The following is a 16,608-nucleotide window of genomic DNA, read 5'->3' as shown; positions in this document are numbered from 1 at the left end:
TACGAGCTGGAATGAAAAAATGTTTTCTTCTTATCAGAAGATAAGTGAGAATCAAAAATTTCTTCAGAGCAAAGTGTAGCTGCTAATGGTAATGCACCTCCTGTAATTCCTTTAGATAAACAAAGAATATCAGGAGTAATATCTGCATGATTACAAGCAAAAATTTTCCCTGTCCTTCCCCATCCAGTCATGACTTCATCTGCAATTAGAAGTGTATCATATTTTTTTGTTATACGCATAAATTCTTTTAGAATGTATGGACGATAGGTTTGCATACCGCCCGCACCAAGTATTAATGGTTCTACCAAGAAAGCAGCTATTTTTTGGGTACTACAGTGTTTTTCAAGATCATCAAGGGTTTTTTGTTCTTCATTATGATGTGGAAAAGGAATGGTTTCTACATCGAACAGTAGAGGTTCATAAGAATTATTAAATGCTCCACGCATACTAACTGACATAGATCCAATTGTATCTCCATGGTATCCATGTTCCATGACGACAATTTTGTTACGTGGCATGTTATTATTATTAAAAAACCCTAGGGCCATTTTGAGTGCTACTTCTATAGAAGTAGAGCCACTATCAGAAAAAAAAACGTATTGTAACCCTAGAGGTGCAATTTTAATGAGTAATCTTGCAAGTTGTTCAGCGGGTTCGTGAGTATATTCGGAAAAAATTATTTGATCATAGTTTTCAGATGCAGATCGTATTGCATTCATAATTATAGGATGACGATGTCCATGGGTAATAACCCACCAAGAAGAAATGGCATCAATAATCTTATCGTGATTTTCATCAATAAGATAAGATCCTTCTGTCTTAATAATCTTTTTAAAAGTAGGATTACAAAAATGTTGAACAAAAGGATGCCATATCGGATAATTAGAATGTAAGTGATTCATAGAAATATTTCTGTAATAATGATTGTGTAAAGTGTTCTTGAAATTTTTGGTGGAGTACATCAGGATCTATAGGATCAATTTTAGGTAATCTTCCAAGATGTGGAATTCGTCCGATTTTTACGATTGTTTCTTCTACTTTTGGCATTGAATCGCCAATGAATGCGATTCCGATAATGTTTATGTTACGATTGCGGAGCGTTTCTAAGGAAAGTAAACTATGATTGATTGTGCCAAGTGATGTGCGTGCACACAAGATAATCGGGAATTGCCAGCGTTCAATTAAATCAATGAATAAATATTCAGTTGTAAGAGGAACAAGGAGCCCGCCTATTCCTTCAATGATAATGGAATCATTTATATCAGGTGGATTAATTGTGGCAGGATCAATTATTACTCCATCTATTTCAGCAGCCAAATGTGGAGATGCAGGGGTTCTGAGTTTCCATTTTTCTGGAATAATATGACTTTTTGGGATGCGTCCAATTCTATGAATAGTTTTACTATCTGTTTCTTCATACATACCTGATTGAATAGGTTTCCAATAATATGCATTCAATGCATGTACAAGTGCAGATGCAAAAATTGTTTTTCCAACGGATGTATCCGTTCCAACTATAACTAAACGTAATTTCATGAATTTCCCTCTGAAATAATTTGGGGAAGAATATCAAAAAGTTTTACAATAGTAGGTTCATCTACATTTAATGTAATACTAATGCGCAAGCGCGCTGTGTTTATTGGCACAGTTGGAGGGCGAATTGCGCGAATGTCAAATCCTTTTTTTTGGAGATTCTTAGCGATATTTAAACAAGATTTATTGTCTCCAATGACAATTGATTGTATATGGGATTGGCTCGAAAAACCTATTTTCTTATTTGCAATTTTATCTGTAATATTAATCAACTGCAATAGAGACTTGTGAAGAGCTGGTTTTCTTTTGATAAGTTTTAAAGCTTCGCAGGCGACAACTGCTAGAATTGGAGAAGGAGAGGTAGTATAAATAAACGGCTTGGCATAGTTTATAAGATAATCATATATTATTTTATTAGATCCTACGAGTGCTCCTGATGATCCAAGTGCCTTACTACAAGAATGCATTACGATTACGTTATTTCGTTCTTCTATAATGTGTGTCAGCCCTTTACCAAGTGGCCCACAAACTCCCGTAGCATGTGCTTCATCTACAACAATAAAACCGTCATAATCATTGGCAATCTTGACTAGATCATCTAAAGGCGCCTTGTCTCCATCCATAGAATAAATACTTTCGACGACGATCCACGGGAATCCTTTTCCTCCACTTTTGCGCCATTTATTAATGTTTTCAGCAAAGGAATTGATATTATTATGAGGAATAGCAATAGCTTGTGCTTTTCCAGAGTTTATTCCTTCACGAATACTTGCATGCACTAACTTATCGTAAACGATCAAATCAGTTGCTTGTGGTAAAGTTGAAAGAATTGCCATATTTGCTGCATAACCACTTCCAAAGTACAGCATCTTTTCAAATCCAAAAAAATCAGCTGCTTCTTCTTCTAACTCTAGATGTTGATTATAATTTCCACAAAGTAATCTTGACCCTCCGGAACCTATAGGAATTTTAGAATCAAGAGATGATAATATTTTTTCTCTCAGTAACGTAGATGACGATAATGCAAGGTAATCGTGAGAAGTAAAATCCCATATATCTTGACGACGTAATAATTGACGGTGACGTCCTTTTGATTTAATTTTTTGCAGTCTTTCTTCATAAAAAGACATTTGAATGTTTTTCATGCACTTAAATCTGGTATTAATCCCAGACGATTGAAAAGTATAGTATCTTTATTATAAGAAGGATTTTTAGCTGTTAACAATGTATCTCCCACGAATATGGAATTGGCACCAGAAAAAAAACAAAGAGCTTGTAGTTCATCTGACATCATGGCACGTCCTGCAGCTAAACGTAGTCGTGACTTTGGCATTAATATACGAGCAACCGATATAATACGGACATGCTCAATTGGATCAACCTTTTTATTTTCCTCAAACTTTGATCCTGGTATTGGAATCAGTAAGTTTATTGGAATGCTCTCTGGAGGTGTTGAAAGATTTGCTAGAGTGAGGAGCATATCAATGCGATCATCAATCATTTCTCCAAGTCCTAATATTCCACCACAGCACACCTTGATGCCCGATTTTCGAACATTTTCTAACGTTTGCAGGCGGTCTTCAAAAGTATGAGTGGTTGTAACATGAGGATAAAATCGTTCAGAAGTATCTATATTATGGTTATAGTAATCAAGTCCCGCTTTAGATAATATTTGAGCTTGTTCAAAAGATAGCATTCCAAGTGTCATACATGTTTCAAGTCCAAGTGATTTTACTCCTTTGATCATATCCACAATAATGCTGAGATCACGTTCTTTAGGTTCACGCCAAGCAGCGCCCATGCAGTAACGAGTAGCGCCGTTTTCTTTGGCATTTTTTGCTTCTTTTAGAACCTGATCAACATTTATAAGTTTTGACGCTTTTAATTTTGATTTATTGTGTACAGACTGATTGCAATAACCACAATTTTCCGGACATCCGCCTGTCTTAATGTTTAATAGTTTACTAAGCTGGATATGATTTGGTTCAAAATTTTTCCTGTGAACTGTATGAGACCAAAACAGAAGATCATTGAATGGCATGTTATATATTTGAAATACCTCTTTAGAAGTCCAAACCTTAGGCTTCTTAGTAGGATTTTCCTCTGGAACAACGGTTGATCTGCTCATATCTTTCTCTTATTGAATCTTCTAGGAATGAGTACCGTATTGAGAAGATACTCTTTTACTACAACCTTCATAAAGGTCTTTTATCTAAGGGTGTAAAGTAATAACGATTATGATATACACGGGAATATTTCTATTATAAAATTACATATATTGTCAATTATAATTCATAATTGAAATTGGCAAGAAAATACGGAGATCATTTTGAATTAAGGGGAATAGATGACAATGTAAAACCGAGTAGTATTAACAATAAGATTGTTAGGATTGCCACTTAATACATTATAAAAAACTTGAGAGTACATAATTTATTTTTATCAGGAAATTATAAAATAGATTTTACTTGAGTGGCTTGTGGCAGAGGTATTCTCTTATTTTGTGTAATGTAATAAGTTATTAAGGGATTAGAAGTGTTCCAGAGCCGTTTTTAGTAAATATTTCCATGAGAATAGAGTGTGGTTTTTTTCCATCAAGAATGGCAACGCTTTTTACACCATTTTCGATAGCTTTAATTGATGTTTCGATTTTAGGAATCATTCCTCCAGAAATAGTTCCATCTTTAATTAGTGTACGGGCTTCATTGATAGATAATTTGCTAATTAATTGTCTATTTTTGTCTAGGACTCCAGGGACATCTGTAAGGAATAAAAGGCGTATAACATTTAATTTTTCAGCTATAGCTCCAGCAAAGGTATCGGCGTTTATATTATAAGTAGCTCCATCATATCCAGGTGCAATAGGAGCTATAACAGGTATAATCCCTGATTTTATAAGAAGGTCAAGAATAGTACGATTAACTTTTATTACGTTGCCTACAAAACCCAAGTTTATGTTTTTTTTGGTATTGGGAGATAATCTTAAACTGTGCCGAGCTTTTTCGGCAAATACCATGTTGCCATCTTTTCCACATATACCGATAGCCTGAGTACCAGTTTGATTAATTAAAGAAACTATCTTTTTATTGATTGATCCTGCAAGCACCATTTCGACAACTTCTGCTGTTTGCTGATCTGTAATACGCAGGCCATTTTCAAATTTGGATTTTATGCCCATTTTTTCAAGAACGGCTCCTATTTGCGGACCACCTCCATGAACAATAACAGGTGTAATATTTGATTTTTTTAAAAGAGCAATGTCGTTAACAAAATCCTTGCTTAGATCTGTACAATTCATGACGTGTCCACCATACTTGACGACAATAGTTTCATTCTCATAAAACTGTACGAAAGGTAGCACTTGTTCTAAAATTTCTGCTTGAAATTGATATATTTTTTCAGTCATTAATTATTACTCTATACCGTTGATTATCATACACAAGGGTAAAACAAGTTCTTATAAAAAGATATGCTTAAAGAATAAGATAGATTGATGTTTGTTGAAAAAATGATTTTTATTGTTAATAATTTATTGTTTCAAGAATCGCCTTTCGCAATACTTCTATTCCTTTTCTTTTAACGGAAGAAGTAGGTATTACTTCAGGATGTGCAGTAGGGTAATTGCGTATCAAATATTTGGTTTTTTCTAGTGTTTCTTGTGCTGTAGTAGGGGAAAGTTTATCAATTTTTGTAAGGACAATTTGATAGGAGACAGCTTTTTTATCTAAAAAGGAAAAAACATCTTGATCTATTTGTTTTACGCCATGACGACAATCAATCAATAGATATACACATCTTAAAGTTGATCTTTCAGATAAATATCTGACAATTAATCCCCCCCATGAATCAACATTTTTCTTAGGAGCCCGAGCATACCCATATCCTGGCATATCAACTAAAGCCATGGCAGGAAGATTATTTTTTAGGTTGGAAAAATCTTTTGGAACAAAAAAATTTAGATGCTGAGTGCGCCCAGGCGCATTAGATGTCCTAGCTAAGTTTTTTCGATTGACTAAAATATTGATTAAAGATGACTTTCCAACATTTGAACGGCCAGAAAATGCTATTTCAGGAGGTCCTGCTTTGGGCAGGAGACCTATTTCTGGAACTCCTCGTAGAAATATCCATGCTGATTTCGTGAATATTGTATGACTTACCAATAATTTTATCCATTTGAATTTTTATGAAAAACAGTGAAATCGAACTAACTTTTATTGAGAATTATAGTTTTTCGAAAACGTAGAACGCAACCTATCTATCAGTCCAATTTCTGCACCATGCATTTTCATGATTACTGCTTGTTGGACAATGGATATAACATTGCTCCAAGACCAATATATAATCAATCCAGCAGGGAAAGAAGACAGGGCAAAAACAAATACTACGGGCATCCAGTTTAAAATCATTGCTTGTCCTTTATCTGCAGGAGGTGGACTCATTTTCATCTGAATAAACATGGATAGACTCATAATTATTGGCCAGATACCAACATGCATGAATCCAGGGAGATAAAACGGCAATATTCCAAATAGTGTAAAAATATTGGTCGGATCAGCTGCAGCGAGATCTTTAATCCATCCCCAAAAAGGAGCATGTCTCATTTCTAAAGATATAGAAATAACTTTGTAGATAGCGAAAAATACTGGAATTTGCAATAATATGGGCCAACACCCTGCAAGAGGATTAATGTTGTGTGTCTTGTATAGTTGAATCATTGCTTTTTGCAATACTTGAGGAGGGGATTGTTTAAATTTCTCGCGTAATTCATCTATTTTTGGTTGAATATTTTTCATATTAGCCGTAGAGACATATTGCTTTTTTGCTAATGGAAAGAACAGAAGCTTGACAAAAACTGTTGTTAGCATAATTGCAATACCAAAGTTCCCTACGAGGTTATAAAAATAACTCATAAGCATAAACATGGGTTTCGCAATAAAGTAAAACCAACCCCAATCAATCAGCATTTCAAACCGCGGAATTGCCAAATCCTTTTCGTAGTGATGAATCGTGGGAAACTCTTTAGCGCCTGCAAATAGAAAATTTGTTGTTGTGATTGATTTTCCAGGAAGAATAGTAATTTCATTGGCGCTAAATTTTGCTTGATAACGAGCGTGTCCATCAGACAAATATTTGAATTGGCTATGAAATGATGTTTCTTTAGATGGTATGAAAACAGATGCCCAATACTTGTCTGATATTCCGAGCCAACTGTTAGATTCGTGGAAATTAGAAATGCTAGATTTTTCAATATCAGAATACTTCTGTTCTACAAGGGATTTGTCCCCTAAAACAGCTATAAATCCTTCTTGTACTCCAAAGGTATTGGTTGCCGTTTGTGGTTTATGGCGCATAATTCGCCCACGCGGAGAAAATCTGATCTGATCTATGCTATTGTTTGTAACTGTATCTACTATCTTAAAGAGGTAATGCTCATCCAATGATATCGTGCGCTCAAATAAAATATTGTTTGCATTTTTAAAAACCAATTTTATTGGAGTAGTAGGGGTGAGGATTTTGCCAGAAATCAAGTTCCAGACAGTATTTGAATTTGGCAACTCTATGTTATTGGCTGTGGACACATAATCTAATTCGGCAAAATAGGCATTTTTTGTATTTGATGGGCTTAAAAGTGTGACAATAGGGCTGTTGCTAGACACATCTAAATGATAGCCTCGTAAGTTTAGATCATCAAACTGAGCGCCTTTTAGATTAATTGATCCAATGAGAGAAGGATTTTTAAGCTCAACGCGGGGAGACATAGATAAAGCTTGCGCACGATCATCTATCAATACAGCAGCATACGAATTATCAACTTGATTCGGTTGTTTTACTGTTTGAATATTTTTGCGTTCGTTGTTCATTTCCTCAATGCGAGGATAGACGTAAAAATTTTGCCAAGCGTATACAATGATAACAGATAGGGCGATAGCTACAAAATAGTTCCAATTTCTTTCCATTACGATTTCCTAGAGAAATTTTTTCCCGAATAATATGATCGCTTGTTGCGACGAACACGTTCAACGAAATGATTGCAAAGTTCCTTAAAAGGAATAAAAAGAGCATCCCTCTTAGCAATTAGTACATAATCATGACCATGTTTTAAAACACCTTCTGCACAAAGTCGAACTGCTTCTTTTAATCTACGACGCATCCGATTGCGCTCAACTGCACATCCTTGCTTTTTCGTGACAGTAAAACCCACACGTGGTAACAGATTGGAATTATTATTGTTCAAAACTTCTAAAGAGAAAAAAGGACCTTTTCTCAACTCTCCTTTTTTTACTAGTGCGAATTGCCTGCGCTTTTTAAGTATACAGATATTACTCATCCACGCATCTTAAGATTCACAGTTAGCACTTTGATAGCACAGCTCAAAACTCACCTCCTATAAGGAAAGGACAGCAAAGAAGTTCGTTAGGCAGAAAGGCGTTTACGTCCTTTAGATCTCCGCCGATTCAGAATTCTTATGCCACTGCGTGTGGACATGCGTGCAAGAAAGCCACAACGTCTTTTTCTGACAATATTAGAAGGATTATATGTACGTTTCATTTGATCAATAACCTAGGAGGCCCTTCACGATTAATACACCATAGAATACCGTACTCTAAATAAGAAACTACTCGAAGTCAATTCAGTGTTTGATTTCATTTAATTAATGTGATTTTAGGTACTGTAGTTTAGAAGTGATTAGGTTTATAAGACAGGGCATATTAGGTAGATCATTACTTTGATTCTAAGTAAGATAGGTAGATAAAGATGAACAAAGGAGTCTTGCCAGACAAAGCCATAGCTACATTAGCTGAGCGTGGAGATATTGTTTCTGAGCACCCATTAGAAAAAAATCAGATTCAGCCTGCTAGTATTGATTTACGGCTTTCCTCAAAAGCATATCGTGTTCGAGCGAGTTTTTTGCCAAATATAGATGGTCTTGTTTCAGATAAAATAAAGCACTTTAAATTACGCGAAATAGATCTTTCAGGAGGCACGGTATTAGATGCCAATTGCGTGTACATTGTTCCATTAATGGAAAGTCTTAATCTTAAAAACGGTATTTCTGCTTATGCAAATCCTAAGAGTTCTATAGGGAGAATAGATGTATTCGCCCGAGTGATCGGTGATAGATCTCAAGAGTTTGATAGCATTTCCCCAAACTATAGTGGGCCTCTTTATCTAGAAATTTTGCCGAGGACTTTTCCCATAGTTGTGAGAGTTGGATCTCGTTTATCGCAGATCAGGTTTGTGAAGGAACGGAAGTTTTGTTCTCAAGAAGAGTTAAGTGCGCTTCATGAACTCAGTCCTTTGGTTCAAGATGGGCTACGTGATTTCTCGGGAAAAGGTGTGGCGTTATCTGTTGATCTTAAGGGGAATGAGATAGGTAAAAAAAGCATTATAGGATATAGAGCCAAACGTCATACGGCGGCAATAGATGTTGATTCGGAGAATAAATATGACGAATCAGATTTCTGGGACCCCCTGTTTTCATGGGATGCACCTGAAGGTCAATTTATTTTGGATCCCAATGAATTTTACATTTTTGCGTCGCGAGAGTTTATACAAATCCCGCCTTCCCTAGTGGCTGAGATGATACCATATGATCACTCAATAGGAGAATTTAGAGTTCATTATGCAGGGTTTTTTGATCCTGGATTTGGGTGTGTATTGCCACAAGAAGTAGGTGCAAAAGCTGTTTTAGAGGTGCGCTCATCTGTCCCATTTGTGTTGGAACATGGTCAAATTATTGGACGCCTTAAGTATGAATCTATGGACGGAGAACCAGAGCGTCTTTATGGGGAAGCAAGAGGATCTCATTATCAATCTCAAGCATTAAAATTATCAAAACATTTTCACCAGACTCAGTAGAATTTTCCCGATGAGAATGATTAGACGATTGCTTTTCGGCAAAGAGTTGAATTATTAAGCAATGCTGAAAATGTAATGATATCGCGTTTATTGTGGTACCTTTATTCCTCCTGCAGAGAGGGCTTTTTTCATAACAGTTGGTAAGGCGGCATTTGCGAGATTTTGTGCATCGTGCCATGTGCTGTCTGGGATTATTACAATTTGAGGTACAATTGTTTTCCAAACGAATAGTGTTAGGGTAAAATGGGTAAACGTGTGGGTGATTGTATTGCATAAAATCCAATTTGCCGTGAAAGGAGCGCTATGAGTATCGATATTTCCATCTTTTGTAGAGCTCCAAGCGCTTCCTGGGAGTTCGTCCATGCCTTCCAAAAGGCGTGTGTTTGTCCTTTTTCTTAGGAGGATACGATTATCGTTGGTTATGGCTATGAAAACAGCACCAGTGCGCATGGGCCTTTTCTTTTTGATGGTGTTTATGCCGAGAAGATGAGATTTTCCTTCAGAAAAAGTTAAGCAGTTTTTTTGAATAGGGCACAGGGGGCATAGAGGTTTATTGGAAGTGCAGATTAGTGCGCCTAAATCCATCATAGCTTGAACAAAATCTCCTGGACGAGATGTCGAAGTAATTTTACGAGCATAGTTTTTTATCGTTTTATGATAGAGAGGGGCGGGTTTGATAATATCAAAATATCTAGATATTATTCGCTCAATGTTGGTGTCTACCACAACGGCAAAGTGGTTAAATGCAATGGCAACTATAGCAGATGCTGTATAATCCCCAATACCAGGGAGTTTTTTTAGAATTTCAACTTTATGAGGAAAATTTCCTTCGTATTTTTTTACAATAATATCAGCGCATTTTTTGAGATTTCTTGCGCGTGTATAATATCCGAGTCCTGCCCATGCAGATAAAATTTCCTCATCTTTAGCAGAAGACAAGCAAAATATTGTGGGCCATTTCTGCATAAATTTTTTAAAATATGGTTCTACCGTTTTGACAGTTGTTTGTTGTAACATTATTTCGGAAATCCATACTTTATAGGGAGAAGGTAAGCTAGATTTCTCGGTTTTAGGAGAAGTTCTCCAGGGAAGTACACGGTGATTAGTATCGTACCAATCGAGAATCTTGGACTGAATTATGTGTTCAGGCTGCGGCATATGGTGTTATTGAACTCCATTTAAATTTGACTTGCATATTGGGAATATTACCCAACTATAGTAGTGTTCATTAAATTGAAAAGATGGTAAAAGTAAGTTGCCTTCAAGGTAGGGTTTTTCCTTCAGTGATGAGAGTAAATATGTTCTGTTTATCGCAGTATGTTTCTTTTATGTATTTATATGAGTTTAAGATAATTGTATATGTGAAGGGGCGGGTAAGGTTATGATACATTTTTCTCAAGTCATAGATGATTTGCTTGATCCTTTTTTGCGTCGTAGAGCGGGTATTAGCATGTCTCTTGTCAGCGCGTGGAGTGAAATTGTAGGAAGTAATATTGCTAGGTGTTGTAGACCAGAAAAAATAATTTGGCCGAATAGAACTTCCATTGAAAGACAAGATATCTCGAGCGATGTTAGTGGCACTTTGATTATTGCATGTGAGGGTTCACATGCTCTTTTTTTAATGCATGATCAATCGAAGATCATCAGAAATGTGAATATTTTTTTTGGTTTTTGTGCTATCAAAAGAATTCGTTTTCTGCAAAGATCTATGAGTATTGTAAATCAAGCTCCTTCTGTTTCTATTCCTGCTCTTGAAAAAGATGATTGTGAAAAAATTGACAAAATGACTGAGGGAATTAAGGATGAGCAATTAAAACGAGCGCTGATTCGCTTTGGTCATGCAGTAGTCGGATGTTCCTATTTATAGTAGGTAAGTAAATTATTACAGAATTCATTGAGATAAAATAACAAACAACGTTTCGGTTGGGAATAATATTCAAGTAGGAGAAATAATGGTGATGAGCACAACTAGAATAGGGGTTTTAGGGGGAATAGTATTACTTTTTATAGCATCTTACTTTTTTTACACCCGAAAAGGTTCTGCTTTAAATGAGTTGCCAATTCCCGATGGTGTAGTAGATTTTCGCGCTTTGCTTGCTGCTTCTCCCAGCACCATGAAAGATGTATCAATTGGGCAAAAAGATGCGCCAGTTACAATGGTTGAATATGCATCGATGACGTGTTTTCATTGTGCGGAATTTCATAATAAAACGTTCAAATATCTTGAAGATAAGTACATAAAAACTGGTAAGTTACGGTATATTTTGCGAGAATTTCCTTTGGATTCTGTGTCGACGGTTGCTGTTATGTTGGCTCGGTGTGCGGAGAAGCGCATGGACGGTGGGTATTGGGGTTTTGTTTCTTTGTTATTTAATAAACAGGATGATTGGATAAATTCGAAAAACTACCGAGATGCTTTATTGAATATGGCTAAATTTGCCGGTTTTTCCAAAAATGATTTTGACACGTGTTTGAACGATCAAAACATTTTAGATGATATTAAAGCGGGGAAAAAACGCGCTTCCGAGGATTTTGCAATTGATTCTACCCCTGTTTTCTTCATAGGAGGGAATCTGTATCTTGGTGATATGTCGGAAGGTGTTTTTTCCAAAATAATCGATAGCATGATACAGGATAGTACGCGTCGTTAGAGTGATTCACTTTTTAGGTTTTCGGGTATTTTGTAGATGACTATAATTTAATGCGTAATTTATTTTTATCGTTTAGAGTCTCGTTTGGCATGTGAATTTTTGTATAACGGGTTTCGAGTATTTTTATATGAGACCGAGATCAGGCGATATGCGAAGTGCAGATAATCGCATGTGAGGTCTTTATTTTTTGAGATAGTGTCACTGGTCAAAATTGACTGAAAACTCAATTTGTCATCGAGAGTGATGGATAGAGATATCAATATGAAATACAAATTATTAAGAGGTTTCTTTTAGTGTATTTTATTGCATTTGAGAGAATTTTATGATCGGAATGTTAAGATGCTGAAAAAAGTCATGATCGTAGAGGATAATGAGCTAAATATGAAGCTCTTTAGAGATTTAATCGAGACGTCTGGGTATATAGCTCTTCAGACGAGAAATGGTATGGAGGCTTTGGAGCTTGCTCGGCAACATAAACCAGATGTTATTATCATGGACATACAGCTTCAGGAAATTTCTGGATTAGAGATTACAAAGCAAATAAAAGAAGATAGTGAACTACAGGAGATTCCCGTCATAGCGGTAACAGCCTTTGCGATGAAAGGAGATGAGGAGAGGATTCGTAAGGGAGGTTGTGAGGCATATATTTCTAAGCCAATTTCTTTGTCTATCTTTATGGAAACGATTAAAAAGTATATAGGAGAAGCCTGATGTTAATATGTGAGCATTGATTGCAATCGTGTCATTATTTTTCAAGAACGAAAATTCGAGAAAATACACAAATTTAATGCATATTGATCGAGACTTATGGGAATTACACTACTCTCTACTGTATAGAGTGGGAGAAAATATAGAGCCCTTGGTTGATATACGATCCAAAAAGCACTAACTAAGCGATCATCTCTGTTCAAAAACATGCCACAAGCACATTATTTATCCATCTAAAGAGGATGTAAGAGTGAATTGTTGTTACTGTTACTTTATTTTTCCTTCTTTAAACTCTACATGTTTTCTAATTACGGGATCATATTTGTTTTTTACCATTTTACCTGACATGGTACGGGAGTTCTTTTTAGTGACATAAAAAGAACCGGTTCCCGCAGATGATATTAGTTTAATCTTTATAGTTGCTGCTTTTGCCATTTTGCATCCCGTAAAATTCCGCTTCACGATATAAGGGTGAAAAAGCGATAATAAATCCATACATAGTAGAGAGGAAATCCTATGATTGGTTTCTAGCAAAGTCAAGAAGAATTCTTATTTCCTTTTGTGAAATTTGAGGCAAATAGTTTCTATATAAATACGGTAGAAAATAATTCGATTACATAGTATAACACACGGCGTGTTGATAACTAGCGTAATTATTTTTTAAAACTTTTATTTTTTTATATAATTTAAGGCAACTATTAGGGAGTCCACTTTCGATTATTATGAGCGATTGTCTTAACTGGATGGGGGTTAGCGTGGGTAAATCTCTGAAATTCTTTTTTCTATTTTTCTCGAGTGTAATGCTTTCAGGTTTTGAATTTATCGTCATGGATCCCTACGGGGATATTGCTTTGCAACAAGCGAGTCTTATTCGTATAGCAGTTGCTTTGATGTTATTAATAGTCGTCCCAGTTTTTTTTTCTATCTTGTTTTTTGCTTGGAAATATCGTTCTACCAACAAGAAAGCCCGTTATGACCCTAAGTGGTGTCATTCGACTCTATTGGAACTTTTTGTCTGGCTTGTCCCATTGGTGATTGTTGGTTTTTTGGCCGTAATCACTTGGGATGCTACGCATCGCATGGATCCTTATGCGCCCTTAGAAAGGATTAGTGAGAGCAAATCTATTGCCAAGAATAGTAAACCCCTTGTTGTAGAGGTTGTAGCTTTGGATTGGAAATGGCTTTTCTTATTGCCAGAACAGCAAGTTGCGATAATTAATGAATTAGTTGTTCCAATAGATCGTCCTTTGGAGTTTAGGATTACTGCTTCTTCTGTTATGAATTCTTTCTATATCCCTGGTTTGGCTGGACAAATTTATGCCATGGCTGGCATGGAGACTAAATTGCATGCTGTGATGAATAAAAAAGGGGCATATAGCGGATTTTCTGCTAATTATTCAGGTAGAGGTTTTTCGCATATGCGTTTTAAATTTTATGGGAAATCGGAGAAGGGATTTGAAGATTGGATTTCAAAAGTAAAACGCCAAGGAACTTTTCTTAATCGGCAGGAATATCTCTTATTAAAAAAGCCTTCAGAACGTGATTCAGTCCGTTATTTTTCTCCTATAGAGAAAGGATTATATTATTCCATCCTTAATTTGTGTGTTCATCCAGGTAAAATATGTATGGATGAAATGATGCGGATTGATGCTTTAGGGGGAGGGGGAATGAGGGGTATTGATCGTCATTCTCTCATATATGATGAGGGTTATAGACAGTAGTAGGAGGAAGATGTAGAAATAATTCAATTGTGAGCAATATGTTCTCAAAGAGGGTTCTTTCGTATCCTAGTTTTGCATATTTTAGGTGGTAATGTTTATTGTGTAGGGAAAGAGCATAGATGCTACAAAACATTGATTTCCATAAGTTCATATTTGGACGTTTAACGATTAATTCCATTCCTTATAACATCCCTATAGTATTGGGGACATTTTTTGTGGTGGCTTTAGTAGGCGTATCTATTATTTTCGCTATTACATACTATCGTCTTTGGGGTTACTTGTGGAAAGAATGGTTTACAAGTGTTGATCATAAAAAAATAGGTATTATGTATATAATACTGTCTTTGGTGATGCTTTTTCGAGGTTTTGCGGATGCTATAATGATGCGTCTTCAGCAAGCTATAGCATCTGGCGGGGGAGAAGGATATCTGGATGCTCATCACTATGATCAGATATTTACAGCTCATGGTGTGATTATGATTTTTTTCGTGGCTATGCCCATGATCACAGGCATCATGAATTTTGTAGTTCCATTGCAAATAGGTGCTCGAGACGTTTCTTTCCCTTTTTTGAATAATTTTTCGTTTTGGATGACTGTTGCGGGCGCAGTAGTTATAATGTGCTCTTTATTTATAGGCGAATTTGCTTCTGTAGGTTGGTTAGCATATCCTCCGTTATCTGGAATATCGTACTCTCCTGGAGTTGGAGTTGATTATTATATTTGGGGATTACAAATTGCGGGGATCGGAACGACTTTATCCGGAATAAATTTAGTAGTGACTATCATAAAGATGCGTTGTCCAGGAATGACGATGATGAAGATGCCAGTATTCGTTTGGACTGCTTTTTGTTCTAATATAATGATTATAGCTGCGTTTCCTATTTTAACAGCCACACTTTTCTTGTTAACACTTGATCGTTATATAGGTACTAATTTTTTTACTAACCATCTTGGTGGTAATCCAATGATGTATATTAATTTGATTTGGATATGGGGACATCCAGAAGTGTATATACTCGTATTACCGGCTTTTGGGATTTTTTCTGAAGTTGTTGCAACTTTTTCGGGAAAGAGACTGTTTGGATATAATTCCATGGTTTATGCGACGTTAGCAATAACAATCTTGTCGTATACTGTTTGGTTACATCATTTCTTTACCATGGGTTCTGGGGCTAATGTGAATGCTTTCTTTGGAATCATGACAATGGTTATAGCAGTGCCTACGGGGGCTAAAATTTTCAATTGGCTCTTTACAATGCGTTTAGGAAAAGTGCGTTTTGAAGTTCCGATGATGTGGACTTTAGGTTTTATGATAACTTTTTTGATAGGGGGTATGACAGGGGTATTGCTCGCTGTTCCTCCAGCGGATTTTACGCTGCACAATTCATTGTTTTTGGTTGCTCACTTTCATAATACTATAATTGGAGGTGTTGTTTTTGGTTTGTTTGCGGGGATCGTTTATTGGTTTCCTAAGGCTTTTGGTTATCAACTCAATTCTTTTTGGGGAAAGGTTTCTTTTTGGTGTTGGTTTGTCGGTTTTTACCTAGCGTTTATGCCGCTTTATGCCCTTGGATTAAAAGGTGTGACTCGTCGATTAAGTCAATATGAAGATACTACTTTGCAAGTTTACTATGTTGTAGCGTTGTTAGGAGCTGTACTTATAGGAATTGGGGTGTTTTCTTTTGTTTTATCATTTATTGTCTCCTTCTTAAATAGATCTAAATTACAGGATACGATTGGGGATCCATGGGATGGACGTACCTTGGAGTGGTCTATCTCTTCTCCTAGTCCACAGTATAATTTTGCTTTTACTCCTATCGTATCTACAATAGATGCTTGGGAACATATGAAGAATCGTGGATATCGCTATCCATCCGAAGGTTTTATGCCAATTCATATGCCGTCAAATACTGCTACGGGTATTATTTTGGCAGCGTTGAGTATTGTTTTTTCCTTTGCGATGGTATGGTATATGTGGTGGCTAGCACTTCTCTCTTTTATATCAATTGTTTTCTATACGATATTTCATACATTTAATTATAATGACGGATATGAAGTTTCTGCGAAAGATGTGGCATTTTCTGAAGAAGTTCATAGAAAAATGAACATGCCAAAAGACAGGGAGCATTGTTAA

At 36.1% G+C, this 16,608-nt stretch carries 17 protein-coding genes (1 of these 17 only partly in view); 6 read left to right on the top strand and 11 right to left on the bottom strand.

What is annotated here, in order from left to right; genetic code table 11:
• The 9 genes from CD16_RS01830 to rpmH all read right to left on the bottom strand — a co-directional run.
• Positions 1–902: the 5' portion of an adenosylmethionine--8-amino-7-oxononanoate transaminase gene (locus CD16_RS01830; RefSeq protein ID WP_012778707.1), read on the bottom strand. It extends 370 nt beyond the left edge of the window; the window shows 902 of its 1,272 coding nt (coding positions 1–902); its start codon is at positions 900–902; its stop codon lies beyond the left edge, outside the window.
• Positions 883–1,536 (bottom strand): dethiobiotin synthase, encoded by a 654-nt coding sequence (bioD, locus tag CD16_RS01825; RefSeq protein ID WP_012778706.1) that lies wholly within the window; start codon positions 1,534–1,536, stop codon positions 883–885. The genes CD16_RS01830 and bioD overlap by 20 nt, the downstream gene beginning before the upstream one ends.
• Positions 1,533–2,678: an 8-amino-7-oxononanoate synthase gene (locus tag CD16_RS01820; protein WP_012778705.1), complete on the bottom strand. Its 1,146-nt coding sequence runs from the start codon at positions 2,676–2,678 to the stop codon at positions 1,533–1,535. The genes bioD and CD16_RS01820 overlap by 4 nt, the downstream gene beginning before the upstream one ends.
• On the bottom strand, positions 2,675–3,661 hold the full coding sequence (gene bioB / locus CD16_RS01815; protein WP_012778704.1) for a biotin synthase BioB: 987 nt from the start codon (positions 3,659–3,661) through the stop codon (positions 2,675–2,677). Before bioB ends, CD16_RS01820 begins: the two co-directional genes overlap by 4 nt.
• Positions 3,662–4,054: 393 nt before the next feature.
• Positions 4,055–4,939, bottom strand: a complete 885-nt coding sequence (argB, locus tag CD16_RS01810; protein WP_015452364.1) for an acetylglutamate kinase — start codon at positions 4,937–4,939, stop codon at positions 4,055–4,057.
• 115 nt (positions 4,940–5,054) lie between these two features.
• Complete coding sequence (yihA, locus tag CD16_RS01805; protein WP_012778703.1) at positions 5,055–5,693, bottom strand: ribosome biogenesis GTP-binding protein YihA/YsxC; 639 nt, start codon at positions 5,691–5,693, stop codon at positions 5,055–5,057.
• Between the two features lie 51 nt (positions 5,694–5,744).
• Entirely contained in the window at positions 5,745–7,490 is a 1,746-nt protein-coding gene (yidC, locus tag CD16_RS01800; RefSeq protein WP_012778702.1) for a membrane protein insertase YidC, read from the bottom strand.
• The gene (gene rnpA / locus CD16_RS01795) at positions 7,490–7,861 is read right to left on the bottom strand and encodes a ribonuclease P protein component (protein WP_012778701.1); all 372 of its coding nucleotides are present in this window, start codon (positions 7,859–7,861) and stop codon (positions 7,490–7,492) included. The genes yidC and rnpA overlap by 1 nt, the downstream gene beginning before the upstream one ends.
• Before the next feature lie 86 nt (positions 7,862–7,947).
• Entirely contained in the window at positions 7,948–8,082 is a 135-nt protein-coding gene (gene rpmH, locus CD16_RS01790) for a 50S ribosomal protein L34 (RefSeq protein WP_012778700.1), read from the bottom strand.
• A gap of 207 nt (positions 8,083–8,289) precedes the next feature.
• Between rpmH and CD16_RS01785 the strand changes: the two genes are divergently transcribed.
• Complete coding sequence (locus CD16_RS01785) at positions 8,290–9,393, top strand: 2'-deoxycytidine 5'-triphosphate deaminase (protein WP_012778699.1); 1,104 nt, start codon at positions 8,290–8,292, stop codon at positions 9,391–9,393.
• An 87-nt stretch (positions 9,394–9,480) separates the two neighbouring features.
• Here CD16_RS01785 and CD16_RS01780 read toward each other — a convergent pair whose 3' ends face one another.
• On the bottom strand, positions 9,481–10,551 hold the full coding sequence (locus CD16_RS01780) for an A/G-specific adenine glycosylase (protein WP_012778698.1): 1,071 nt from the start codon (positions 10,549–10,551) through the stop codon (positions 9,481–9,483).
• A gap of 223 nt (positions 10,552–10,774) precedes the next feature.
• Here CD16_RS01780 and CD16_RS01775 point away from each other — a divergent pair, with 223 nt between their 5' ends.
• The 3 genes from CD16_RS01775 (at position 10,775) to CD16_RS01765 (ending at position 12,755) form a co-directional block, all read left to right on the top strand.
• Positions 10,775–11,260 (top strand): DUF721 domain-containing protein, encoded by a 486-nt coding sequence (locus tag CD16_RS01775; protein ID WP_012778697.1) that lies wholly within the window; start codon positions 10,775–10,777, stop codon positions 11,258–11,260.
• 85 nt (positions 11,261–11,345) lie between these two features.
• Positions 11,346–12,044, top strand: a complete 699-nt coding sequence (locus CD16_RS01770) for a DsbA family protein (RefSeq protein ID WP_012778696.1) — start codon at positions 11,346–11,348, stop codon at positions 12,042–12,044.
• Positions 12,045–12,383: 339 nt separating this feature from the next.
• Positions 12,384–12,755 carry a response regulator gene (locus tag CD16_RS01765; protein WP_012778695.1) on the top strand — a complete coding sequence of 124 codons (372 nt, stop codon included), beginning with the start codon at positions 12,384–12,386 and terminating at the stop codon, positions 12,753–12,755.
• 264 nt (positions 12,756–13,019) lie between these two features.
• Here the strand turns inward: CD16_RS01765 and rpmG are convergent, their stop codons facing one another.
• Complete coding sequence (gene rpmG / locus CD16_RS01760) at positions 13,020–13,187, bottom strand: 50S ribosomal protein L33 (protein WP_012778694.1); 168 nt, start codon at positions 13,185–13,187, stop codon at positions 13,020–13,022.
• A 287-nt stretch (positions 13,188–13,474) separates the two neighbouring features.
• On the opposite strand from rpmG, the gene cyoA reads away from it, so the two are divergent.
• Positions 13,475–14,473, top strand: coding sequence for a ubiquinol oxidase subunit II (gene cyoA, locus CD16_RS01755; protein WP_012778693.1), 999 nt, complete (start codon positions 13,475–13,477; stop codon positions 14,471–14,473).
• A gap of 119 nt (positions 14,474–14,592) precedes the next feature.
• Positions 14,593–16,608: a cytochrome o ubiquinol oxidase subunit I gene (gene cyoB, locus CD16_RS01750; RefSeq protein ID WP_012778692.1), complete on the top strand. Its 2,016-nt coding sequence runs from the start codon at positions 14,593–14,595 to the stop codon at positions 16,606–16,608.

The sequence above is a fragment of the Candidatus Liberibacter asiaticus genome, assembly GCF_000590865.3.
Classification (GTDB): Bacteria; Pseudomonadota; Alphaproteobacteria; order Rhizobiales; family Rhizobiaceae; genus Liberibacter; species Liberibacter asiaticus.
Note: the sequence above shows the minus strand (reverse complement) of the source record. Positions and strands in the feature narration are given on the sequence as shown.